General features: G+C 71.5%; 18 protein-coding genes. 14 read left to right on the top strand and 4 right to left on the bottom strand.

Annotated elements, in window-relative coordinates:
* The first annotated feature begins 79 nt into the window (after nucleotides 1–79).
* The 4 genes from ADL29_RS19665 (at nucleotide 80) to ADL29_RS19650 (ending at nucleotide 4060) form a co-directional block, all read left to right on the top strand.
* Nucleotides 80–1534, top strand: a complete 1455-nt coding sequence (locus ADL29_RS19665; RefSeq protein WP_053924957.1) for a gamma-aminobutyraldehyde dehydrogenase — start codon at nucleotides 80–82, stop codon at nucleotides 1532–1534.
* A 120-nt stretch (nucleotides 1535–1654) separates the two neighbouring features.
* On the top strand, nucleotides 1655–2836 hold the full coding sequence (locus tag ADL29_RS19660) for a polyamine ABC transporter substrate-binding protein (protein WP_046925755.1): 1182 nt from the start codon (nucleotides 1655–1657) through the stop codon (nucleotides 2834–2836).
* Between the two features lie 96 nt (nucleotides 2837–2932).
* A complete protein-coding gene (locus ADL29_RS19655; protein WP_078971138.1) occupies nucleotides 2933–3517 on the top strand; it encodes an HXXEE domain-containing protein in 585 nt (194 codons plus the stop codon).
* Nucleotides 3518–3583: 66 nt separating this feature from the next.
* The gene (locus ADL29_RS19650; RefSeq protein WP_053924956.1) at nucleotides 3584–4060 is read left to right on the top strand and encodes a hypothetical protein; all 477 of its coding nucleotides are present in this window, start codon (nucleotides 3584–3586) and stop codon (nucleotides 4058–4060) included.
* A gap of 67 nt (nucleotides 4061–4127) precedes the next feature.
* Here ADL29_RS19650 and ADL29_RS19645 read toward each other — a convergent pair whose 3' ends face one another.
* The gene (locus ADL29_RS19645) at nucleotides 4128–5150 is read right to left on the bottom strand and encodes an adenosine deaminase (protein ID WP_046925753.1); all 1023 of its coding nucleotides are present in this window, start codon (nucleotides 5148–5150) and stop codon (nucleotides 4128–4130) included.
* Nucleotides 5151–5298: 148 nt separating this feature from the next.
* Between ADL29_RS19645 and ADL29_RS19640 the strand changes: the two genes are divergently transcribed.
* Entirely contained in the window at nucleotides 5299–5811 is a 513-nt protein-coding gene (locus tag ADL29_RS19640; protein WP_053924955.1) for a DUF4190 domain-containing protein, read from the top strand.
* A gap of 38 nt (nucleotides 5812–5849) precedes the next feature.
* On the opposite strand, the gene ADL29_RS19635 is transcribed toward ADL29_RS19640, so the two are convergent.
* Complete coding sequence (locus ADL29_RS19635; RefSeq protein WP_053924954.1) at nucleotides 5850–6461, bottom strand: riboflavin biosynthesis intermediates N-glycosidase; 612 nt, start codon at nucleotides 6459–6461, stop codon at nucleotides 5850–5852.
* Between the two features lie 201 nt (nucleotides 6462–6662).
* Between ADL29_RS19635 and ADL29_RS19630 the strand changes: the two genes are divergently transcribed.
* The 7 genes from ADL29_RS19630 (at nucleotide 6663) to ADL29_RS19600 (ending at nucleotide 14622) form a co-directional block, all read left to right on the top strand.
* The gene (locus tag ADL29_RS19630; RefSeq protein ID WP_053924953.1) at nucleotides 6663–8180 is read left to right on the top strand and encodes a gamma-aminobutyraldehyde dehydrogenase; all 1518 of its coding nucleotides are present in this window, start codon (nucleotides 6663–6665) and stop codon (nucleotides 8178–8180) included.
* A gap of 88 nt (nucleotides 8181–8268) precedes the next feature.
* The gene (locus ADL29_RS19625; protein ID WP_053924952.1) at nucleotides 8269–9516 is read left to right on the top strand and encodes a polyamine ABC transporter substrate-binding protein; all 1248 of its coding nucleotides are present in this window, start codon (nucleotides 8269–8271) and stop codon (nucleotides 9514–9516) included.
* A gap of 96 nt (nucleotides 9517–9612) precedes the next feature.
* Nucleotides 9613–10776 carry an ABC transporter ATP-binding protein gene (locus ADL29_RS19620; RefSeq protein WP_053924951.1) on the top strand — a complete coding sequence of 388 codons (1164 nt, stop codon included), beginning with the start codon at nucleotides 9613–9615 and terminating at the stop codon, nucleotides 10774–10776.
* On the top strand, nucleotides 10773–11708 hold the full coding sequence (locus ADL29_RS19615) for an ABC transporter permease (RefSeq protein WP_053924950.1): 936 nt from the start codon (nucleotides 10773–10775) through the stop codon (nucleotides 11706–11708). The genes ADL29_RS19620 and ADL29_RS19615 overlap by 4 nt, the downstream gene beginning before the upstream one ends.
* Entirely contained in the window at nucleotides 11708–12556 is an 849-nt protein-coding gene (locus tag ADL29_RS19610) for an ABC transporter permease (RefSeq protein ID WP_053924949.1), read from the top strand. The genes ADL29_RS19615 and ADL29_RS19610 overlap by 1 nt, the downstream gene beginning before the upstream one ends.
* Nucleotides 12557–12586: 30 nt before the next feature.
* Nucleotides 12587–14002, top strand: a complete 1416-nt coding sequence (locus ADL29_RS19605) for an NAD(P)/FAD-dependent oxidoreductase (protein ID WP_107095027.1) — start codon at nucleotides 12587–12589, stop codon at nucleotides 14000–14002.
* A gap of 167 nt (nucleotides 14003–14169) precedes the next feature.
* The gene (locus tag ADL29_RS19600; RefSeq protein ID WP_053924947.1) at nucleotides 14170–14622 is read left to right on the top strand and encodes a hypothetical protein; all 453 of its coding nucleotides are present in this window, start codon (nucleotides 14170–14172) and stop codon (nucleotides 14620–14622) included.
* On the opposite strand, the gene ADL29_RS19595 is transcribed toward ADL29_RS19600, so the two are convergent.
* Together ADL29_RS19595 and gabT are read right to left on the bottom strand one after the other, a co-directional pair.
* Nucleotides 14555–15292, bottom strand: a complete 738-nt coding sequence (locus ADL29_RS19595) for a phosphatase PAP2 family protein (protein WP_245689533.1) — start codon at nucleotides 15290–15292, stop codon at nucleotides 14555–14557. The genes ADL29_RS19600 and ADL29_RS19595 overlap by 68 nt on opposite strands.
* Before the next feature lie 485 nt (nucleotides 15293–15777).
* A complete protein-coding gene (gabT, locus tag ADL29_RS19590) occupies nucleotides 15778–17127 on the bottom strand; it encodes a 4-aminobutyrate--2-oxoglutarate transaminase (RefSeq protein ID WP_053924946.1) in 1350 nt (449 codons plus the stop codon).
* Between the two features lie 195 nt (nucleotides 17128–17322).
* Between gabT and ADL29_RS19585 the strand changes: the two genes are divergently transcribed.
* Complete coding sequence (locus ADL29_RS19585; protein WP_053924945.1) at nucleotides 17323–19488, top strand: type IV secretory system conjugative DNA transfer family protein; 2166 nt, start codon at nucleotides 17323–17325, stop codon at nucleotides 19486–19488.
* A gap of 216 nt (nucleotides 19489–19704) precedes the next feature.
* A complete protein-coding gene (locus ADL29_RS19580; RefSeq protein ID WP_053924944.1) occupies nucleotides 19705–21339 on the top strand; it encodes a PucR family transcriptional regulator in 1635 nt (544 codons plus the stop codon).
* Nucleotides 21340–21480 lie beyond the last annotated feature (141 nt).

The following is a 21480-nucleotide window of genomic DNA, read 5'->3' as shown; positions in this document are numbered from 1 at the left end:
GCTCCCATGGCTAGGGTGGACCCACACCACCGGACAGGTGGAGCCAAATCACCGGACATCTGACTGAAGGGGGCGCACAGTGACCACCGCACTGCGTCGTCTGCGCAACTACATCGACGGGGAGTTCCGGGACGCCGCCGACGGGCGGACCACGGAGGTGGTCAACCCGGCGACGGGTGAGGCATACGCCACCGCCCCTCTCTCGGCCGCCGCGGACGTCGACGCGGCCATGGCCGCCGCCGAGGCCGCCTTCCCCGCCTGGCGTGACCTGATCCCGGCCGAGCGCCAGAAGGTCCTGCTCAAGATCGCCGACCGTTTCGAGGAGCGGGCGGAGGAGCTGATCGCCGCCGAGTCCGAGAACTGCGGCAAGCCGATCGCCCTCGTACGCTCCGAGGAAATCCCGCCGATGGTGGACCAGATCCGCTTCTTCGCGGGTGCGGCCCGGATGCTCGAGGGCCGCTCGGCCGGCGAGTACATGGACGGCTTCACCTCCATCATCCGCCGCGAGCCGGTAGGCGTATGCGCCCAGGTCGCGCCGTGGAACTACCCGATGATGATGGCCGTGTGGAAGTTCGCCCCGGCGCTCGCCGCGGGCAACACCGTCGTCATCAAGCCCTCCGACACCACCCCCGCCTCGACGGTGCTGATCGCCGACATCATCGGCAGCGTCCTGGACGAACTGGGCCACCCCCGCGGCGTGTTCAACGTCATCTGCGGTGACCGCGAGACCGGCCGTCTGATGGTCGAGCACAGCGTCCCGGCGATGGCCTCCATCACCGGCTCCGTGCGCGCCGGTATGCAGGTCGCCGAGTCCGCCTCCAAGGACCTCAAGCGGGTCCACCTGGAGCTGGGCGGCAAGGCGCCGGTCGTCGTCTTCGAGGACACCGACATCGCCAAGGCCGTCGAGGACATCTCGGTCGCCGGTTACTTCAACGCCGGCCAGGACTGTACGGCTGCGACCCGGGTGCTCGTCCAGGAGTCCATCCACGACGAGTTCGTCGCCGCGCTGGCGAAGGCCGCCTCCGAGACCAAGACCGGCGCCATCGACGACGAGGACGTGCTCTACGGGCCGCTGAACAACGCCAACCAGCTCAAGCAGGTCAAGGGCTTCATCGAGCGGCTGCCCGCGCACGCCAAGATCGAGGCGGGCGGCGAGCAGGTCGGCGAGAAGGGCTACTTCTTCGCTCCGACCGTCGTCTCGGGCCTCAAGCAGGACGACGAGATCGTCCAGCAGGAGGTCTTCGGCCCGGTCATCACCGTCCAGTCCTTCTCCGACGAGAAGCAGGCCGTGGAGTGGGCCAACGGCGTCGAGTACGCCCTCGCGTCCTCGGTGTGGACCAAGGACCACGCCCGCGCCATGCGGATGTCCAAGAGCCTCGACTTCGGCTGTGTGTGGATCAACACCCACATCCCGCTGGTCGCCGAGATGCCGCACGGCGGATTCAAGAAGTCCGGTTACGGCAAGGACCTTTCGGCCTACGGCTTCGACGACTACACCCGCATCAAGCACGTGATGACCTCGCTGGACGGCTGACCCGGGGGATCACCACCGTCGAGCGGCACGGAACGCTCGACACACCGTCGCGGGCGGAGGCCCGGCAGTTGACGCTCTGTCTCTTGCCGCCTCCGCCCGCGGCGCGTGAGAGTGCAGCCCATGGCTGATCTTGCGCGGCGTGCGCTGCTACGGGGTATGGGCGGAGTCGGGGTGACGGGGGCGCTGGCCGCCCTCACCGGATGCGGGGTACCGCCCGCCTATGTCGAGGCCGCGGACCGTACGAGCCCCGACCGCTCGGCGCGCGACCACCGGATCACCTTCGCCAACTGGCCGCTCTACATCGACGTCGACGACCACGACACACAGCGCCGCCCCACCCTCGACGCCTTCCGGCGCCGCACCGGGATCTCCGTCACCTACACCGAGGAGATCAACGACAACGACGAGTTCTTCGGCAAGATCAGCCCGGCGCTGATGAACCACCAGCCCACCGGCCGCGACCTGATCGTCATCAGCGACTGGATGTGCGCGCGGTTCGTCCGGCTGGGGTGGGTCCAGGAGATGGACCGCGCCGCCCAGCCGCACGTCGCGAAGAACCTCGATCCGCTGCTGCGCACCCCGCACTTCGACCCCGGCCGCAAGCACTCCGTGCCCTGGCAGTCCGGGATCACCGGCATCGCCTACAACCGCAGGAAGCTCGGCCGGGAGATCCGGCACACCTCCGACCTGTGGAAGAGCGATCTGCGGGGCCGGGTCACGCTGCTGTCCGGGCTCGACGAGGCATTTGCCCTGCTGATGCAGGGCAACGGGGCCGACATCACCCGCTGGACCGCCGACGACTTCCACCGCATGACCGACCAGCTCCGCGGCCTCGTCCGCAAGGGCCACATCCGGCGCTTCACCGGCAACGACTACATCAAGGACCTCGACTCCGGTGATGTGCTCGCCGCACAGGCCTATTCCGGCGATGTGATCCAGCTCCAGGCGGACAACCCGGACATCGAGTTCGTGGTGCCCCAAGAGGGCGCCGAGCTGTGGGCGGAGAGCCTGATGATCCCCAATCTCGCGGACCACAAGCGCAACGCCGAGCGGCTGATCGACTACTACTACGAGCCGGAGGTCGCCGCGGATCTCGCCGCCTGGGTCAACTATGTCTGCCCCGTCCCGGCCGCACGCGACGTCCTGGCCTCGTCCAAGGACAAGGAGCGCGCCGCGCTCGCGGAGGACCCGCTGATCTTCCCCGACGACGCGATGCGCAAGCGGCTGGCGATCGCCCGTGACATCACCTCCGCGGAGCGGACCGAATTCGCGAAGGAGTGGAACGGGATCGTGGGGCTGTGAGGCGGGGGAGGGGACGCCTGAGGGGTGCGGCGGCACTCGAGAGGGTGCCCGCCGCGGTGTGATCGGGCGTCAACTGCCGTGCCAGACTTGATGTTCATGACGTTCTCTCCCTCCGGGGCCGCCGCCCCTGCCGCCGCCTCCGCGCCGGAGCCGGCGCCGTACGGGATCTCTCCGGCCGTCACGCTCGGACTCTTCGCCGCCTGGGCGCTGCACGACGCGGAGGAGGTGGCGTTCGGGCCGCGCTGGATCCGGGAGAACGTGCCGGCGTTGCGCAAGCGGTTTCCCCAAGTGCCGGACTCCGTATGGCAGTTCATGGAGACCTTCGACGACCGGGAGTTCCGGGCCGCGGTGGGCGTGATGGCGGTCATCGTGGCCGCCGCGGCGGCGAGCGGACACCGTACGGGCGGCCGGTCCGCGTTCTTCCAGGGCGCCCTGAACGGCTTCGGCCTGCACGGCGTCATGCACCTGGCCCAGGCGGCGGCCGCCCGCGGCTACACCCCCGGCTCCGCCACCTCACCCGTCATCGTCATCCCCTTCACCCTCTGGGCGCGGGCACGGCTGCGGCGGGCCGGGCTGCTCCGGCCGGTGTCCGTACGGGACGCGGTGAGCGGTGCGGCCGTGGCGGGGGCGGCCACGGTGGTCTCCCACGCGGTGGCACGCACGTTGATCCGGATGTCATGACCCCTGGTCAGGGGGCCGGTTGCGGCGATCGTATGCTCCGCACATGAGTCGGATGGCGGGTGCCGGATGAGGGCCGTGGTCAGCCGCTGGGAGGCGGGGATCTGCCGGTCGCGGGTGCTGCAGGAGCCGGACGGTGCGCGGCTGGAGGCGGCGCTGGCCGAACTGGACGGTGAGGTCTGCACGGAGCTCTCGGTCGAGCGCTGGGAGGAGGGCGGCGGTGTGCTGACGGTCAGCGGCGGGCCCGGGGTCTTCCTGGTGACCGGTGAACGCGATGACGGCACGCTCTTCCAGCTGTGCCGGGCGCCCGTCGCAGCGGACGGCGGCGGGCCGGGGCGGCGGGTGCGCCCCAAGGAGCTCGGCGCGCGGTGCCTGGACGGTGATCTGCACGGCCTGCAGGAAGAGCCGGTATGGCTGGTGTGCGGTGGCCAGGGCGCGTACTTCCCCGCGGACGAGCTGGTCGACGGCGCGGCCGCGCGGTGGGCGGTGCGGGAGTTCGTCGCGGGATTTCCCGGCGGGCTGGCGGCGCCGTGGCGCGTGGAGTGAGGGACGGGGCCCCGCGGCGGCCGGTGCGGCCGGCCACCGGGGACCCGTACGTCCGGTGCCTGCCCGGTCAGCCGCGCCACGACGCCACGTAGGCGTCGATCTCCGCCGCCAGCCGGGCCTTGGCGGGGGCGTCCATGAAGGAGGCCGTGACGGCGTTCTTGGCGAGGTCCCCGAGGCCGGGGGCGTCCAGGCCCAACAGGCGGGCGGCGACGCCGTATTCGGTGTTGAGGTCGGTGCCGAACATCGGCGGGTCGTCGCTGTTGATGGTGACCAGCACGCCCGCGTCGGCCATCTCCTTGAGCGGGTGCTCCTCCAGGGTGCGCACCGCGCGGGTGGCGATGTTGGAGGTCGGGCAGACCTCCAGCGGGATGCGGTGCTCGGCCAGGTGGGCCAGCAGCTTCGGGTCCTGGGTGGCGCTGGTGCCGTGGCCGATGCGTTCGGCGCGGAGGTCGTGCAGCGCGTCCCAGATGGTGCCGGGGCCCGTGGTCTCGCCGGCGTGCGGTACGGAGTGCAGGCCGGCCGCGAGGGCGCGGTCGAAGTACGGCTTGAACTGCGGGCGGGGGACGCCGATCTCGGGGCCGCCGAGCCCGAACGAGACCAGGCCCTCGGGCTGCAGGTCGCAGGCGATACGGGCGGTCTCCTCGGCGGCCTCCAGGCCTGCCTCGCCGGGGATGTCGAAGCACCAGCGCAGCACCACGCCCAGCTCGGACTCCGCGGACTTGCGGGCGTCCTCGATGGCCTCGACGAAGGCGGCGTCGGGAATGCCGCGGCTGGTCGAGCTGAAGGGGGTGACGGTCAGCTCGGCGTAGCGGATGTTCTGCCGCGCCATGTCGCGGGCGACCTCGTACGTCAGCAGCCGCACGTCCTCGGCGTCGCGGATCAGGTCCACGACCGCGAGATAGATCTCGATGAAGTGCGCGAAGTCGCGGAAGGTGAAGAAATCGGCGAGCGCCTCGGGGTCGGTGGGGACGGCGGAGTCCGGGTGCCGGGCGGCCAGTTCGGAGACGATCCGCGGCGAGGCCGAGCCGACGTGGTGGACATGCAGCTCCGCCTTGGGCAGGCCCGCGATGAATGCATCGAGTTCGGACAACGGTTCCTCCTGGTCGGGTGGTGGGGCGGGGGCTGACGGGGGCGGAACGGCCTGGTCACGGCCTGGCCATCGTATGCGCGGCCGGGGAGGCGGTCCGGCGCGGGTCCTACCATGGCAGCGCGCGGGAGGCACAGGGGAGTGGAGCGGTATGGCGGACAGCGGGGACGGTGATGCCGCGCGTGAGCCGTGCGCCGCGCCCGGCCCGTATGCCGCCCCGGACCCGTACGCCGTTCCTGGCCTGTATGCCGCTCCTGGCCCGTACGCCGTTCCGTTGCCCCCGCCTGCCCCCAATTCCGCGAACCGTCCGCACTACCTCCTCCACCCCGCCTACGGCGGACACCCCGGACTGCCCGGTTATCTTGGACACCCCGCCCCCAGGGCCCCGCTCGCCCACCCGGTCTGGCTCCCCGCGCGCCCCGGCAACGGCTTCGGCACCGCGGCCCTGGTGGTCGGGATCGTGGGTGTGCCCCTGGGTGTCGCCGTCGTCCCGGGGATCGTCCTCGGCGTCCTGGCGATGGTCTTCGGGGCCGTCGGCCGCACCAGACGGGCCAGGGGGCAGGCGACCAACGGCGGGTCGGCGCTGGCCGGGATGGTGCTGGGCGGGGTGGCCGTGACGGTCAGCGCTCTGGTGGTCGCGCTCCTCGTGCTGGCACACCACTGAGGCCCCACCGCGGACCGGACAGCTCCCGAGCCCCTCCTCTATCCCTCCTCGCCCAGCCTCTGCCGCACCTCCATCAGTGCGAACCCCAGCAGATTCAGCCCCCGCCACCGCGCCGGGTCCTGGGCCCGCTCGTCGTCCGCGGCCAGCCCGATCCCCCAGACCCGGTCCAGCGGGCTGGCCTCCACCAGCACCCGGGAACCCGTGCCGAGCAGAAACTCGCGCAGCGCGGTGTCCTGGCCGAATTTGTGCAGATTGCCCTCGACCACCAGGCCGAAGCGGTGCCGCTGCCAGAGGGCGTCGTCGAATCCGCGGACCGTGCGGCCGATGTCCTTGGCCTGTTTGGGGTGGCCGGCGGCTATCGCGCGCCGTTCCGCCTCCTCGTCGGCGAACAGACGGGCCTTGCCGGCCATCATCCAGTGCTCCGCGGTGGCGTAGGTGACCCCGTCGGCCGTGAAGGGGGAGGGCCACCACTGGCTGAAACAGCTTGCGCCGATGCTGCCGTCGCGCTGGGGCCGATGACCCCAGAAATGGACGTATTTGACGCGTTTGCCGGCGGCGGTCACCGCGCGGAGTTCCTCGACCGAGCGCGGGCCGTCGGCCGTGCGCCGGGTGTCGTCCTGCGTGTCGGTCCCCGTGATGTTGTGCACCATGCCGGGATTCTGTCAGCGGGCACTGACAACGTGTCGGGGGGCCGGCAACGTAAATCGCAGAATTCGTCGCGTAACCAAAAGGCAACAACGGAATCACTTGTTGGTGGCCTATCCCTCTGTCAAGATCGGCCATCGATTCCGGAAATAGCTACGCCTGGCGGGGCCGCCGAGCGGCCTGGGCGTACGGCGGAGGAGAACACCATGGATCACCGTTTCGACGTCACCGAGCGATTCGCCGAGGGCGCGCAATTCATCGCGGGCAGCCTCCGCGGCGGCACCTCGGGCCGCACCCAGCCGGTGGTGGACCCGGCGACCGGCGAGCAGGTGTACTCCTACGAACTTGCTGGTCCGGCAGATGTGGACGCCGCCGTCGAGGCCGCACAAGGGGCGTTCGCCGAATGGGGCGGGGCCACCCCGGGCGAGCGTTCCGACGCGCTGCACCGCTTCGCCGCCGCACTCGCCGAGGACGCCGCCGATCTCGCCTTCGCCGAATCGCTGAACTGCGGAAAGCCGATCAAGCTCAGCACGGAGTTCGACGTGCCGGGTTCGATCGACAATGCCGCGTTCTTCGCCGGTGCGGCCCGCCATCTGGAGGGCAAGGCGGCCGGTGAATACAGCGCCGATCACACCTCCGTCATCCGCCGCGAGCCCATCGGTGTCGTCGGCTCCATCGCGCCCTGGAACTATCCGCTCCAGATGGCCGCCTGGAAGGTGCTGCCGGCCGTCGCCGCGGGCAACACCATCGTCCTCAAGCCCGCCGAGATCACCCCGCTCACCTCGCTGCTGTTCGCGCAGGCCGCGCAGCGGGCCGGACTGCCCGACGGCGTGATCAACATCGTCTCCGGCGCGGGCCGGGACGCGGGCGAGCGCCTGGTGGGCCACCCCGACGTGAGGATGACGTCCTTCACCGGCTCCACCGCGGTCGGCAAGCGGGTCGCCGAGATCGCCACCGGGACGGTCAAGCGGCTCCACCTCGAACTGGGCGGCAAGGCCCCCTTCGTGGTCTTCGACGACGCGGACCTGGAGGCCGCCGTCCACGGCGCGGTCGCCGGGGCGCTGATCAACACCGGCCAGGACTGCACCGCCGCCACCCGCGCCTATGTCCAGCGCCCGCTCTACGACGCCTTCGTCAGCGGCGTCGCCGACCTGATGGCGACCGTGCGGCTGGGCGACCCCTTCGACCCGTCCACCGACCTCGGCCCGCTGATCTCGCACGCCCAGCGCGACCGGGTGGCCGGCTTCGTCGACCGGGCGCGCGGCTATGCCACCGTCGTCACCGGCGGCGAGATCCCCGGCGGCGAGCTGGCCAAGGGCGCGTACTACCGGCCGACGCTGATCGCCGGCGCCGCGCAGGACAGCGAGATCGTGCAGTCCGAGATCTTCGGCCCGGTGCTGGTCGTGCTGCCCTTCGACAGCGACGACGAGGGCATCGCGCTGGCCAACGACACCCCCTACGGACTGGCCGCCTCCGCCTGGAGCCGGGACGTCTACCGCGCCGGCCGCGCCACCCGCGAGATCAACGCGGGCTGCGTCTGGGTCAACGACCACATCCCGATCATCAGCGAGATGCCGCACGGCGGCGCCAAGGCGTCCGGCTTCGGCAAGGACATGTCGGCGTACTCCTTCGAGGAGTACACGCAGGTCAAGCATGTGATGTACGACAACACCGCGGTCGTCAGGAAGGACTGGCACCGTACGGTCTTCGGGGACCGCGCCTAGCACCCGTCCCGGATCCGCCCCCACCCCCCCCACGCGGCACCCTCCTCACCGGCCCCGCGCCGGGCTCCCCTCCTGAAAGGCACCGCGCATGGAGCACCACGAGCAGCCCGAACCCTTCTCCGCGGCCGAACTGGCCGCCATGCGCCGCAGTATGACCACCGGCCGCCTCGCCATGACCCGTCGCTCGCTGCTGCGCGCGACCGGCGCCATGGCGGCCGCAACGGGGGGCCTGGGGGCACTGGCCGGCTGCGGCATCCCGCCCGCGAGCCGTACGGACGCGGGCTCGAGCACGGACCACTCGGCGAAGGAGAAGCGCGTCACCTTCTCCAACTGGACCGAGTACATCGACGTCACCGACGACGGCAAGCACCGGCCGACGCTGGAGGCCTTCACCAAGCGCACCGGCATAGCCGTCAAATACACCGAGGACATCAACGACAACGACGAGTTCTTCGGCAAGATCCAGGCGCAGCTGGCCAACGGGCAGGACACCGGCCGGGACCTGATCGTGCTCACCGACTGGATGTGCGCGCGGATGATCTCACTGGGCTGGATCGAGAAACTGGATCCCGCCAACCTCCCGCACGCCTACGCCAACCTCTCGTCGCAGTTCCGCAACCCCGCCTGGGACCCGGGACGTGCGCACTCCTACACCTGGCAGGGCATCCCGGCGCTGATCGCGTACAACAAGAAGGCCACCGGCGGACGCAAGGTCGACTCGGTCAGCCAGCTGCTGGAGGACCCCAAGCTCAAGGGCCGGGTCGGTTTCCTCACCGAGATGCGCGACAGCGTCGGGCTGACGCTGCTGGACATGGGCAAGAAGCCCGAGGACGTCACCGCGGACGACTTCGACGCGGCGATCGCCCGGCTCCAGAAGGGCGTCGACAGCAAGCAGATCCGCCGCTTCACCGGCAACGACTACACCACCGACCTGGACAAGGGCGACCTCGCGGCGTGTGTGGCCTGGGCGGGCGACGTCGTCCAGCTGCAGAGCGACAACCCGGACATCGAGTACGTCATCCCCAAGGCCGGCTGCATGACGTCCACCGACAACCTCATGGTGCCGAACAAAGCACGTCACAAGGCCAATGCCGAACGGCTCATCGACTACTTCTACGAGCCGAAGACCGCGGCCAAGCTCGCGGCGTACATCAACTACGTCTGCCCCGTGGACGGCGTACGCGAGGAACTCGCCAAGATCGACAAGGAGGCGGCGCGCAACCCGCTGATCATTCCGGACGAGGAGATGGCCGAGAAGTCCCACTCCTTCCGCGCCCTGAACGCCAAGGAGAGCAAGGCGTTCAGCGAGAAGTTCACCCGGCTCACCGGCGCCTGACCGGATACGGCCGGCGCCCGGTGCGACCCCGCAGACGCCCGGCCGCCACACCTCCCTGCGAGCCGTCTTCGACCTCCGACCCACGGGACGACCGACATGACAAAGAACGACCAGACCCAGAGCAGCGGCGGTGACGTCCGCCTCACCGGGATCAGCAAAACCTATGGCTCCTTCACCGCCGTCCACCCGCTCGACCTCACCGTCCCCGCGGGCTCCTTCTTCGCGCTGCTGGGCGCCTCCGGCTGCGGCAAGACCACCACGCTGCGGATGATCGCCGGACTGGAGGACCCCACCACCGGCACCGTCGAGCTCTCCGGCCAGGACGTCACCGCCCTGCCGCCCTACAAGCGGCAGGTCAACACCGTCTTCCAGAACTACGCGCTCTTCCCGCACCTGGACATCTACGAGAACGTCGCCTTCGGGCTGCGCCGCCGCGGCATCAAGTCCGTCAAGAAGCAGGTCGAGGAGATGCTCGACCTCGTCCAGCTCGGCCCCATGGCCCGCCGCAAGCCGCAGCAGCTCTCCGGCGGCCAGCAGCAGCGCGTCGCGGTCGCCCGCGCGCTGATCAACCACCCCCAGGTGCTGCTCCTCGACGAGCCGCTGGGCGCCCTCGACCTCAAGCTGCGCCGCCAGATGCAGCTGGAGCTCAAGCGCATCCAGACCGAGGTCGGCATCACCTTCGTCCATGTCACCCACGACCAGGAGGAGGCCATGACGATGGCCGACACCGTGGCCGTGATGAACGGCGGCCGGGTCGAGCAGCTCGGCGCCCCCGCCGACCTCTACGAGAACCCCGCCACCACCTTCGTCGCCAACTTCCTGGGCACCTCCAACCTCATCGAGGCCGAGGTCGTCGAGGCCGCCGGCGAGGAGCTGCTGCTCAGGGCCGCGGACACCAAGCTGCGGCTGCCCGCCGCCCGGTGCAGCGCGACGGCCGGCAGCGGCGACAAGGTGCTGGCCGGCATACGGCCCGAGAAGATGGCCCTGGCGCACACCGACGACACCGGGTCCCTCCCCGACGGCCACAACCAGCTGCCCGGACGGATCAAGGACGCCAGCTTCATCGGCGTCTCCACCCAGTACGTCATCGAGGCGCCGGGCCTGGGCGAGATCTCCGTCTACGAGCAGAACATCGCGCGCGACGGCCGACTCGTACCGGGCGCCGAGGTCGTCGTGCACTGGAACCCCGCGCACACGTTCGGGCTGGACGCCGCCCAGGACATCGCAGCGGGAGCGGACCTCGACGAGGAGGCGGCGTGAGCACCACCGAAGCCCCCGCGCCACCGGAGACGGCCGACGCCGAGCCGCTCCCGCTCCGCAAGACGCCCACTCGCAAGCGGCTGATCCCCTACTGGCTGCTGCTGCCCGGCATGCTGTGGCTGATCGTCTTCTTCGCCGCCCCGCTCGTCTACCAGGCGTCGACGTCCATCCAGACCGGCTCCCTCGAAGAGGGCTTCAAGGTCACCTGGCACTTCGCCACCTACTGGGACGCGCTCGGCGAATACTGGCCGCAGTTCGTCCGCTCCGTGGGCTACGCCGGCATCGCCACCGCGCTGTGCCTGCTCCTGGGCTACCCGCTCGCCTATCTCATCGCCTTCAAGGCCGGACGCTGGCGCAACGTCGTGATGATCCTGGTCATCGCGCCGTTCTTCACCAGCTTCCTGATCCGTACGCTCGCCTGGAAGACGATCCTGGCGGACGGCGGGCCGGTCGTCGGCGCCCTCAACGCGCTGCACCTTCTGGACGTCACCAGCGCCCTGGGCATCACCGAGGGCCACCGGGTGCTGGCCACCCCGCTCGCGGTGGTCTGCGGACTGACCTACAACTTCCTGCCGTTCATGGTCCTGCCGCTCTACACCTCGCTGGAGCGCATCGACCCCCGCCTCCACGAGGCCGCGGGCGACCTCTACGCACGCCCCGCCACCACCTTCCGCAAGGTGACCTTCCCGCTGTCCATGCCGGGCGTCGTCGCGGGCACCCTGCTCACCTTCATCCCGGCAGCCGGCGACTACATCAACGCCGAACTGCTGGGCTCCACCGACCAGAAGATGATCGGCAACGTCATCCAGTCGCAGTTCCTGCGGGTCCTGGACTACCCGACCGCCGCCGCCCTCTCCTTCATCCTCATGGCGGCCATCCTCGCCATGGTCACCATCTACATCCGCAAGTCGGGGACGGAGGACCTGGTCTGATGGCCGCAACCGACACCACCACCGCCGCCACCGCGCCGCGCACCGGGGGCAATCCGCTGCGCTGGCTGCGCCGCAACATCGTCACCCTCGCGGGCCTGGCCACACTGGGCTATCTGATCCTGCCCAACGTCGTGGTGATGGTCTTCTCCTTCAACAAGCCCAACGGCCGCTTCAACTACCAGTGGCAGCACTTCTCCACGGACGCCTGGGCCGACCCCTGCGGCGTCGCGGACCTGTGCGGTTCGCTCGGGCTGAGCCTCCAGATCGCCCTCTGGGCGACCCTCGGCGCCACCGTCCTCGGCACGATGATCTCCTTCGCGCTCGCGCGCTACCGCTTCCGGGCCCGCGCCGGCGTCAACACCCTGATCTTCCTGCCGATGGCCATGCCCGAGGTCGTCATGGCCGCCTCGCTCGCCACCCTGTTCCTCAACATGGGCATCGAGTTCGGCTTCTGGACGATCCTGATCGCGCACATCATGTTCTGCCTGAGCTTCGTCGTCACTGCCGTCAAGGCCCGGGTGATGAGCATGGACCCGCGGCTGGAACAGGCCGCCCAGGACCTCTACGCCTCGCCGCTGCAGACGTTCCTGCGCGTCACCCTGCCGATCGCCGCCCCCGGCATCGCCTCCGGTGCCCTGCTCTCCTTCGCCCTCTCCTTCGACGACTTCATCATCACCAACTTCAATGCCGGCTCCACCGTGACCTTCCCGATGTTCGTCTGGGGATCGGCGCAGCGGGGCACGCCCGTTCAGATCAATGTCATCGGTACGGCGATGTTCCTGGTCGCCGTGCTGTGCGTCCTGGTCGGCCAAGTGGCCGGAAACCGCCGTAAGCGGAGCAATCCGTAAGAGGAGCTGAGAACCATGGCACGAGCTGCCATGCCGTATCCGTCGGGGGCATCCCCCGTCCATGCGCTCGCCGACGCCGAACCCACCCCCTTCTGGCTGGCCGACCCCGGCCGCCCGGTCGCCGAGCCCGCCCTCGTCGGCGACGAGACCTGCGATCTGCTGGTCGTCGGAGGCGGCTACTCGGGCCTGTGGACGGCACTGATCGCCAAGGAGCGCGACCCCCAGCGCGACGTCGTCCTGATCGAGGGCGCCGAGATCGGCTGGGCCGCCTCCGGGCGCAACGGCGGCTTCTGCGCCGCCTCCCTCACCCACGGCATCGGCAACGGCCTGGCGCGCTGGCCCGGCGAACTCCCCAAGCTCGAAGAGCTCGGCATCAAGAACCTCGACGCCATCGAGCACGCGGTCGCCCGCTACAACATCGACTGCGACTTCGAGCGCACCGGCGAGATCGACATCGCCACCGAGCCGTACCAGGTCGCCGAGCTCAAGGATGCCGCCGAGGAGGCCGCCCAGCTGGGCCTGGACCGCCACCGCTTCCTCGACCAGGACGAACTGCGCGCCGAGGTCGACTCGCCGACCTTCCGCGCCGGCCTGTGGGACCGCGACGGCGTCGCCATGCTCAACCCGGCCAAGCTCGCCTGGGGCCTCAAGCAGGCCTGCCTCGGCTACGGCGTCCGCATCTACGAGCGCACCCGCGCCACCGGCCTCGCCTCCGAAGGCATGGGCATGGCCGTCCGCACCCCCTACGGCCGCATCTTCGCCCGTCATGTGGCGCTCGGCACCAACGCCTTCCCGTCGCTGGTCAAGCGGGTCCGCCCGTACATCGTGCCGGTCTACGACCACGCCCTGATGACCGAGCCGCTCTCCGACGAACAGCTCGCCGCCATCGGCTGGAAGAACCGCCAGGGCCTCTCCGACTCCAACAACCACTTCCACTACTTCCGCATCACTGCCGACCACCGCATCCTGTGGGGCGGTTACGACATCGTCTACCGCTACGGCGGCGGCGTACGGGCCGAGTTCGACCACCACCCGGCCACCTACGAGAAGCTCGCCCGGCACTTCTTCCGCTGCTTCCCGCAGCTGGAGGGCCTGCGCTTCACGCACGCCTGGGGCGGCGCCATCGACACCTGCGCCCGTTTCTCCGCCTTCTTCGGCACCGCGCACGCCGGCCGGGTCGCCTACGCCGCGGGCTACACCGGCCTCGGCGTGGGCGCCACCCGCTTCGGTGCGGAGGTGATGCTCGATCTGCTCTCCGGCGAACGCACGGAACGCACGGAGCTGGAGATGGTCCGCACGAAGCCGCTGCCCTTCCCGCCCGAGCCGCTGCGCTGGGCCGGTATCGGCATCACGCAGTGGTCGATGACCCGCGCGGACACCCATGGCGGGCGCCGCAATCTGTGGCTGAAGGCCATGGACAAGGTGGGCCTGGGCTTCGACAGCTGACGCACAACGGGGGGCGGGCGCCGTGGAGTTGCACGCCCCCCTAGTGCTGCGAACGCCCTCGTCCCTACTGCGAAAGCCCTCGTCACCCGTGTAAGGACTCCGTCCGCGCGCGCTCTCCCTCCCGGAGACACCGGCCCGGCAGGGCCACCGGGAAGCGAGGTACGGACATGGGCGCCGCGGGGACGAACAAGGCAGTGGACTGGCTGGTATCGGCGGCAGCGGACCCCGGGCCCTGCCGCTGGGAATGGGAGCGCAATCCGCTCGGCGTCGCGCTGCTGCCGGCCGGCCGGCTCTGGGACGTGCTGATCGCCGATGCCGTGCTGGCCGCCCCGGCCCTCGCGGTCCTCACCCGCCTCCTCGACCGCCCCGGCCCGGTCCTGGCCGATTCCGCCGGTGCCCGCATCGGCTTCTTCGTCCCGCCCGGCACCGTCGCCCACTGGCTGGGCACCGGCGTACGGGGCGCCGGGCGCGGCACCTGGATCGCGGTCCCGCATCCGGGCCGGACCACCGGCGGCATCCGCTGGCTGGTGCCGCCGGACGGCACCGGCACGCTCACCGACCCGTGCGTCCTGGAGCTGGCGCTGCATGAGGCGGCGGCGAGGCGGGCGGCGGAGGGGTGAGGGGCGCCCCGGCCCGCGCCCACCGTTCGCACACCGCCCACCACGCCACCAGCAGCACTCCGGCCAGGCACCAGCTGCCCAGCACGTCCAGGGGCCAGTGGTAGCCCCGGCGCACCAGCCCGATGCCCACGCCGACGTTGACCAGCACGCCGCCGGCCGCCACGGCGCACGCGGCCCGGCGGCGCGCCCGCCCGGGTACCCGCGCCCGGATCAGCAGCAGCGCGGCCACCCCGTACGCGACCGCCGCCGTCGCGGCGTGCCCCGACGGAAAGAAGCCGTCCTGCGCGCCCCCGCCCATACCCGGCGGCCCCGGCCGGGCGAACCACAGCTTGAGCGGGACGACCAGCGCGGGCACCGCGGCCAGGGCCGAGGCGGCGGCGACGGGCGGCAGCCACCAGCGCACCGGACCGCCGCCTTCCGCCACCCGCCGCCGCCCGCGCCGAGCGGCCCATCCGGCCCACCCCGCCACCACCAGCAGCACCGGCAAGGCAACGGCCGTATTGCCGAGATCGGCGAAAAACTCCGCAAGCCCCGGAGGAATCGCGCTGTGGGCAACGGCCCGCCCGGTCCGCTCATCCACCGTACGGAGCGGACCGTGACCGGCCACCTGCCGGCTGATCACCGTGAAGAGGAGCACGGCGAGGACGAGCACGGCAGCGAGCGGACCCACTGCGCGGGTGGGAAAAGCGGGAACGCGAGAACCGGGAACGGGAGAACCGAGAACGGGAAAAAGAGGAGGCCGCCTCGGAACAGGGGGGGTGGTTCCGAGGCGGCCGTGCTGACCGGTGTCCCGCGCGCCCCGGGGGGTATGGGGCGGGCGGACATCCGATCGGTGAGGATTCCCGGAGCCCCGTATCGCACGGGTCCCGGTCGTGTGCGCGAGGGCACGGCCAGATCGGAGCCGGGGAAGCGCCGACCGGGCATCGCCCGCAGTCCCCTGCGGACGGGGTTTTTCTCTCATCTGCAGAAACCGTACGGCACCCGCCGCGCACCCGACAGCCGCATCACCGGGCCGCCATTCGCCCCGCACATCTTCTTCACGCGGCAGCGCAGGTCGTCCTCGTCCGGACCGCTCGCATCCGCAAAGCGGCGGCGGCCCTGGGCACGTCATCGTCGTGCCCCGGGCCGCCGCCGGACTGCTCAGCCGCTCGCCGCTCAGAGCTTGGCGAACGCCGCCTCAAGGATGTCCAGACCCTCGTTGAGCAGGTCCTCACCGATCACCAGCGGCGGCAGGAAGCGCAGCACATTGCCGTACGTACCGGTCGTCAGGACCAGCAGACCCTCCTGGTGGCAGGCCTTGGCGAGCGCGCCGGTGGCCTCCGGGTTCGGCTCCTTGGAACCGGACTTCACCAGCTCGATCGCGATCATCGCGCCGCGGCCGCGGACCTCGCCGATGATGTCGAACTTCTCCGCGATGGCCGTGAGACGGGCCTTCATGACCTGCTCGATGTGCTGGGCCTTGCCGTTGAGGTCCAGCTCGCGCGCGGTCTCGATGGCGCCGAGAGCGGCGGCGCAGGCCACCGGGTTACCGCCGTAGGTGCCGCCCAGGCCGCCCGCGTGCGCGGCGTCCATGATCTCGGCGCGGCCGGTGACCGCGGCCAGCGGCAGACCGCCCGCAATGCCCTTCGCGGTCGTGATGAGGTCCGGCACGATCCCCTCGTCCTCACACGCGAACCACTGGCCCGTACGGCAGAAGCCCGACTGGATCTCGTCCGCGACGAAGACGATCCCGTTCTCCCGCGCGAAGTTCACGATCGCCGGGAGGAAGCCCTTGGCCGGCTCGATGAAGCCGCCCTCACCGAGCACCGGCTCGATGATGATCGCCGCGACGTTCTCCGCGCCGATCTGCTTGGTGATCTGCGAGATGACCTGGTCGGCGGCCTCCTGCGCACAGTTCTCCGGACCGGTCAGCCAGCGGTAGGGGTAGGCCAGCGGTACGCGGTACACCTCGGGCGCGAACGGCCCGAAGCCGTGCTTGTACGGCATGTTCTTCGCCGTCAGCGCCATGGTCAGGTTCGTCCGGCCGTGGTAGCCGTGGTCGAACACGACGACGGCCTGCCGCTTGGTGTACGCCCGCGCGATCTTGACGGCGTTCTCCACGGCCTCCGCGCCGGAGTTGAACAGCGCCGACTTCTTCGCGTGGTCACCCGGGGTCAGCTCGGCGAGCTGCTCACACACCTCGATGTACGGCTCGTACGGCGTGACCATCGCACAGGTGTGGGTGAAGTCGGCGAGCTGCGCGGTGGCCCTGCGCACCACGGCCTCCGCACTGTTGCCGACCGAGGTCACGGCGATACCCGAACCGAAGTCGATCAGGGAGTTCCCGTCCACGTCCTCCAGGACACCGCCACCGGCACGCTTGATGAACACGGGCAGCACCGCACCGACACCAGCGGCCACGGTCTCCTGCTTACGGGCCCACAGCTCCTGCGACTTCGGGCCGGGAATCGCGGTGACGATGCGACGCTCCTGGGGGAGGGCCGGGCCTCCGGACAGTTCGGTCATAGCAGTCTCCTGGGGTCGGACGGGGACGTACAGAGGTCTTGTTCTCGCAGGTTAGGGCCGGTGGACCGGTGCGGGCATGTTCCGTTCGGGAGAAGTGCGCGTGTTGCGTTGTCCGCACCGGATATAGCGGGGGCGGGGGGCCAGTAGATTGAGCGGCGTCAGCAGATGACGGCTCGAGGGGGACAAGGGCAGCGGATGGATACCGAGGGCACGCAGGACGCACGCAACACCCGCTCCGAACTCGTCCCGCGCCCGGCGGCACCGCCGGATGCGCCGCCGCCTCCCGCCACACCCCCCGCCGGGCTTCCCGCCATGCCCACGGCCCCGCCCGGCCACCCCGCCGACGCCCCCGAGCCGCCGCTGCTCGCCTGGCTGCGGACCCCGCGCCCGGCGGCGGGGCCGGGCGTCTGGACGTACGGGCACCGGCCGCGGCCTGCGGAGGAGCCGGAGCGGATTCCCACCCGGCAGCTGATCAGCGGTGCGCTGATCTCGTTTCTGTGCGGGTGGCTTTTGTGGTCGCTGCTGTGGAACCAATATCTCGGCAGCTACTGGCTGTGGCCGCTGGTGCTCCTCACGCCCGACTCCTGGCGGGACGGCACCGACCCGATGGCCTATGTCTGGGCCAGCTACATCTACTACGGGCTTTTCATCGTCCTCATGGCCGTCGTCTTCGGCCGCCTCGGCCGCTGGCCCGAACTCGGCCGGCGCTTCCTGATGCCGCTCGTCGGGCCGCTCGTCCGGCGCCTGCGTCCCCGCCCGGCCGCCGCCGCCCCCAAGCCCGCCACCGACCCCGCCCAATGGCCCGAGCTGCGCGCCCACGGTGCCCCCGACGCCGCGGACAAGCTTGCCGAGGAGGCCCGCGCCGGGCGGATGAACGATGTGGATGTGGCCAGGATCGACCGTGCCTGGCAGTCGGTGCGGTCCGGCAAGAACTCGCTGGCCTCCTTCACGGACACCGTGCTGCGGCAGGGTGCCGCGGCCTGTGCGCACCCCTCGGGCCGGCGCGATCTGACCCGTAGGACCGCCGAGCACGATCTCCTGGCCCACCAGGTGCGGCTCGGCACCGCCGCCGACCATGAGCGCAATCCGTACCAGCACCGGGGCGCCGGCTGTGCCCTGGAACCTGCCGTGCTCGGCACCTCCCTGCTGGCCGTCGGCCCGGCGGGGAGCGGTAAGACGACCCGGGTGGTCCGGCCCGTGGTGGAGTCGATGTGCCTGCAGGCGCTGGCCGGGCAGTGCGCGGTGATCGCCGTCGGACCGGCCGGTGCGGACCTCGGCCCGGACGACGCGTTCGATGTGGTGGTCACGATCGGCCGCCGCGACCCGGAGTGCGACCTCGACCTCTACGGCGGCACCACCGACCCCGACGAGGCCGCCGCCATCCTCGCCGAGGCGCTGGTCGGTGATCTGGCCGAGCAGCTGCCCGGCGGGGACAGCCGGCGGGCGGCTACCGCGCTCGCGCAGCTGCTCGGGCCCTTCCGGGCCGTGCATGAGCGCTTTCCCAGCGTTCCCGAGCTGCGGGAACTGCTCGACGGCGCGCCCGCGGCGATGGGCGCGCTGCGGTCCGCGCTGGAGGGGAGCGGCGAGCAGACGCTGCTGCGCGAACTGGACGCGCGTGCCCGGCAGTCGGAGCGTCCGGGCGATGCGGGCGTGCTGCTCGCCGACCGCATCGCGCTGCTCGACCGGCCCGCCTTCGCCGACTGCTTCGACCCCACCGGACGCACCCGCCAGGTCTCGCTGCGTGCGCTCGACCACCCCCTGCGGGTCCGTATCGAGCTTCCGGAACGCGGTCACGCCGAGGCCTCACGGATCCTGGCGCGCCTGGTGCTCGCCCAGTTCACCGAGTGCGCGGTAGCCCGCAGTGACCGTTCGCTCTTCGCCTGTCTGGTGCTGGACGAGGCGGCGCACACCATCACCGCCGAGGCGCTGCGCGGCCTCCAGCGGCTGCGCTCGGCGAACGCCGGGGCGGTGCTCACGCTGCGCTCGCTGGACGACGTCCCCGACGCGCTGCGCAGTGCGCTGCTCGGCGCGGTCGGCTGCCGGATGGCGTTCGCGGGCGTGACGACGTGGGACGGCGCGCGGTTCGCCGAGGTGTGGGGCAAGGAGTGGGTGGAGACCCGTGATGTGACCGACCGTCAGATCATCGCGGAGAGCGCCGCGGGCAAGGCGTTCCACATTTTCCGCCAGCTGGTCACCGGCAAGGCGGCCACCGCCAAGGCGGTCACCGTGCGGACGGTGGAACGGGAGCGCTGGTCCGCCTCGGATCTCGCCAACTCCCTGCCCGCGGGGCATGCGGTGCTGTCGGTGACATCGGTGAAGGGGGAGCATGCGCCGCCGGTGCTGGTGGATCTGAGGGGGTGAGGGGCGAGGTGAGGGGGAGGAGCCGGTTGCAGGGCCGGACGGGGCGGCGCCCCGGGCGGCCCACAGGCGGGATCCGTCCCGATCCGTCCCTGCGGGAACCGCACGAGAGGTCCCCTGGATTCCTCCGTTCAGGCAGAATCGGCACTGGCCGTTCATACGGGGCGGCGCAAAGCCCCGTAGGGTGGCCGTCGGCTCCCCCTCGTCATCGAAGGTCCTATGCCCCACACCCTCGCCTCTCTCGTCAACCACACCGCGCTCAAGCTGACCGTGCTCGCGGGTGAGGACCGGCTGGACGTTCCGGTGCGCTGGGCGCATGCGAGCGAGCTGATCGATCCGGTGCCCTACATGGAGGGCGGCGAGCTGCTGCTGATCACCGCGCTGAAGCTGGACGCGGAGGACGCGGAGGCCAGCCGCCGGTATGTGCGCAGGGTGGCGCAGGCGGGTGTCGTCGGGCTGGGCTTCGCGGTCGGGGTGAACTACGAGGAGGCACCCGAGGCGCTGGTGGAGGCGGCCCGGCAGGAGGGGCTGCCGCTGCTGGGGGTGCCGCGCCGGACGCCGTTCATCGCGATCAGCAAGGCCGTGTCGGCCGCCGTCGCCGCCGATCAGTACCGGGCCGTGACGGCCGGGTTCGAGGCGCAGCGGGAGCTGACCCGGGCCGCGCTCAGCGCCGAGGGCCCGGCCGAACTGCTGGCCCGGCTCGCCGCGCATCTGGACGGCTGGGCCGCGCTCTACGACGCGTCCGGTGCCGTGGTGGCCGCCGCCCCCGACTGGGCGGCCCGGCGCGCGGCCCGGCTGGCCGACGACGTGGCGCGGCTGCGGGAGCGGCCCGCGCCCGCCAGTTCGGTGGTGAGCGACACGGACGGCGACGACCGGGTCGAGCTGCAGTCGCTGGGCACCGGCCGGCGGGCGCGCGGGGTGCTGGCGGTCGGGACGGGCGCGCCGCTGGGCACCGCCGAGCGGTACGCCGTGCACTCCGCCGTCGCCCTGCTCACCCTCACCACCGAGCGGTCCCGCGCCCTGCAGGACGCCGAGCAGCGGCTCGGCGCCGCGGTGCTCAAGATGCTGCTGGCGGGGGAGCCGGACCATGCGCGGGCGGTGGCGGGACGGCTCTACGGCGGGCTGCTGGACGCCCCGTTCCGGATGGTGGTGGCCGAGCCGGTGGCCGCCGAGGGCGAGCCCCCGGGCGCCGGAACCCCGGCCGTTCTCGATGCGCTCGCCGATGCCATGGACTCGGCCGCCGCCCGGACCGGCGAGGCGGTCCTCGCCGTCCCGGACGGCACCCGGCTGATCGTCCTGGTCGCGGACGGCGGGGCGGCCGCCGACGCCTGCGCCGAGTTCGCCGCCCTGGCCGAGGCCCGCGCCGGGGACCGGCCGCGGGTGGGCGGCCGGTCCGCACGGGACGAGGCGGGCCGCGCCGAGGGCCTGGCGGTCGGCATCTCCGCACCGACCGGCCCGATGTCCGCCGCCACCGCCTACCGCCAGGCCGAACAGGCCCTCTACGTCGCCCGCCGCCGCGGCCGGACGCTGGTCGAGCACGAGGACGTGGCGGCCGGCTCCGTGCTGCCGCTGCTCGCCGACGACGCGGTACGCGCGTTCGCCGACGGGCTGCTGCGGGCGCTGCGGGAGCACGATGCGACCGGGCGCGGTGATCTCGTCGCCTCGCTGCGCGCCTGGCTCGCCCGCCACGGCCAGTGGGACGCGGCCGCCGCCGACCTGGGCGTACACCGTCATACGCTGCGTTACCGGATGCGGCGGGTGGAGGAGATCCTGGGCCGCTCGCTGGACGATGCGGACGTCCGGATGGAGCTGTGGCTGGCGCTCAAGGCGACCTCGGCGCCGCCGGAGGAGTGACGCGCACGCGGCCGCCCCCTCCACCGCGTAGGGACACGCCCCCCGATTTCTCCGGTTCGGACAAACGCCAGGGCGGCGCCCCGCCCCTACCGTGGGTGCAGCGTGCCGCTCACCGAGCCGCCCGCGGAGCTCCATGCACCA

This window comes from Streptomyces chattanoogensis, assembly GCF_001294335.1.
Lineage (GTDB): Bacteria > Actinomycetota > Actinomycetes > Streptomycetales > Streptomycetaceae > Streptomyces > Streptomyces chattanoogensis.
This window is presented reverse-complemented; position numbering and strand designations above follow the sequence as displayed.

Excerpts from the sequence above, each read along its gene's own strand:
- ADL29_RS19660 (WP_046925755.1), top strand. The coding sequence starts at position 1,655 with ATGGCTGATCTTGCGCGGCGTGCGCTGCTACGGGGTATGGGCGGAGTC.
- ADL29_RS19655 (WP_078971138.1), top strand. The coding sequence starts at position 2,933 with ATGACGTTCTCTCCCTCCGGGGCCGCCGCCCCTGCCGCCGCCTCCGCG.
- ADL29_RS19650 (WP_053924956.1), top strand. The coding sequence starts at position 3,584 with ATGAGGGCCGTGGTCAGCCGCTGGGAGGCGGGGATCTGCCGGTCGCGG.
- ADL29_RS19640 (WP_053924955.1), top strand. The coding sequence starts at position 5,299 with ATGGCGGACAGCGGGGACGGTGATGCCGCGCGTGAGCCGTGCGCCGCG.
- ADL29_RS19635 (WP_053924954.1), bottom strand. The coding sequence starts at position 6,461 with ATGGTGCACAACATCACGGGGACCGACACGCAGGACGACACCCGGCGC.
- ADL29_RS19630 (WP_053924953.1), top strand. The coding sequence starts at position 6,663 with ATGGATCACCGTTTCGACGTCACCGAGCGATTCGCCGAGGGCGCGCAA.
- ADL29_RS19625 (WP_053924952.1), top strand. The coding sequence starts at position 8,269 with ATGGAGCACCACGAGCAGCCCGAACCCTTCTCCGCGGCCGAACTGGCC.
- ADL29_RS19620 (WP_053924951.1), top strand. The coding sequence starts at position 9,613 with ATGACAAAGAACGACCAGACCCAGAGCAGCGGCGGTGACGTCCGCCTC.
- ADL29_RS19610 (WP_053924949.1), top strand. The coding sequence starts at position 11,708 with ATGGCCGCAACCGACACCACCACCGCCGCCACCGCGCCGCGCACCGGG.
- ADL29_RS19605 (WP_107095027.1), top strand. The coding sequence starts at position 12,587 with ATGCCGTATCCGTCGGGGGCATCCCCCGTCCATGCGCTCGCCGACGCC.
- ADL29_RS19600 (WP_053924947.1), top strand. The coding sequence starts at position 14,170 with ATGGGCGCCGCGGGGACGAACAAGGCAGTGGACTGGCTGGTATCGGCG.
- gabT (WP_053924946.1), bottom strand. The coding sequence starts at position 17,127 with ATGACCGAACTGTCCGGAGGCCCGGCCCTCCCCCAGGAGCGTCGCATC.
- ADL29_RS19585 (WP_053924945.1), top strand. The coding sequence starts at position 17,323 with ATGGATACCGAGGGCACGCAGGACGCACGCAACACCCGCTCCGAACTC.
- ADL29_RS19580 (WP_053924944.1), top strand. The coding sequence starts at position 19,705 with ATGCCCCACACCCTCGCCTCTCTCGTCAACCACACCGCGCTCAAGCTG.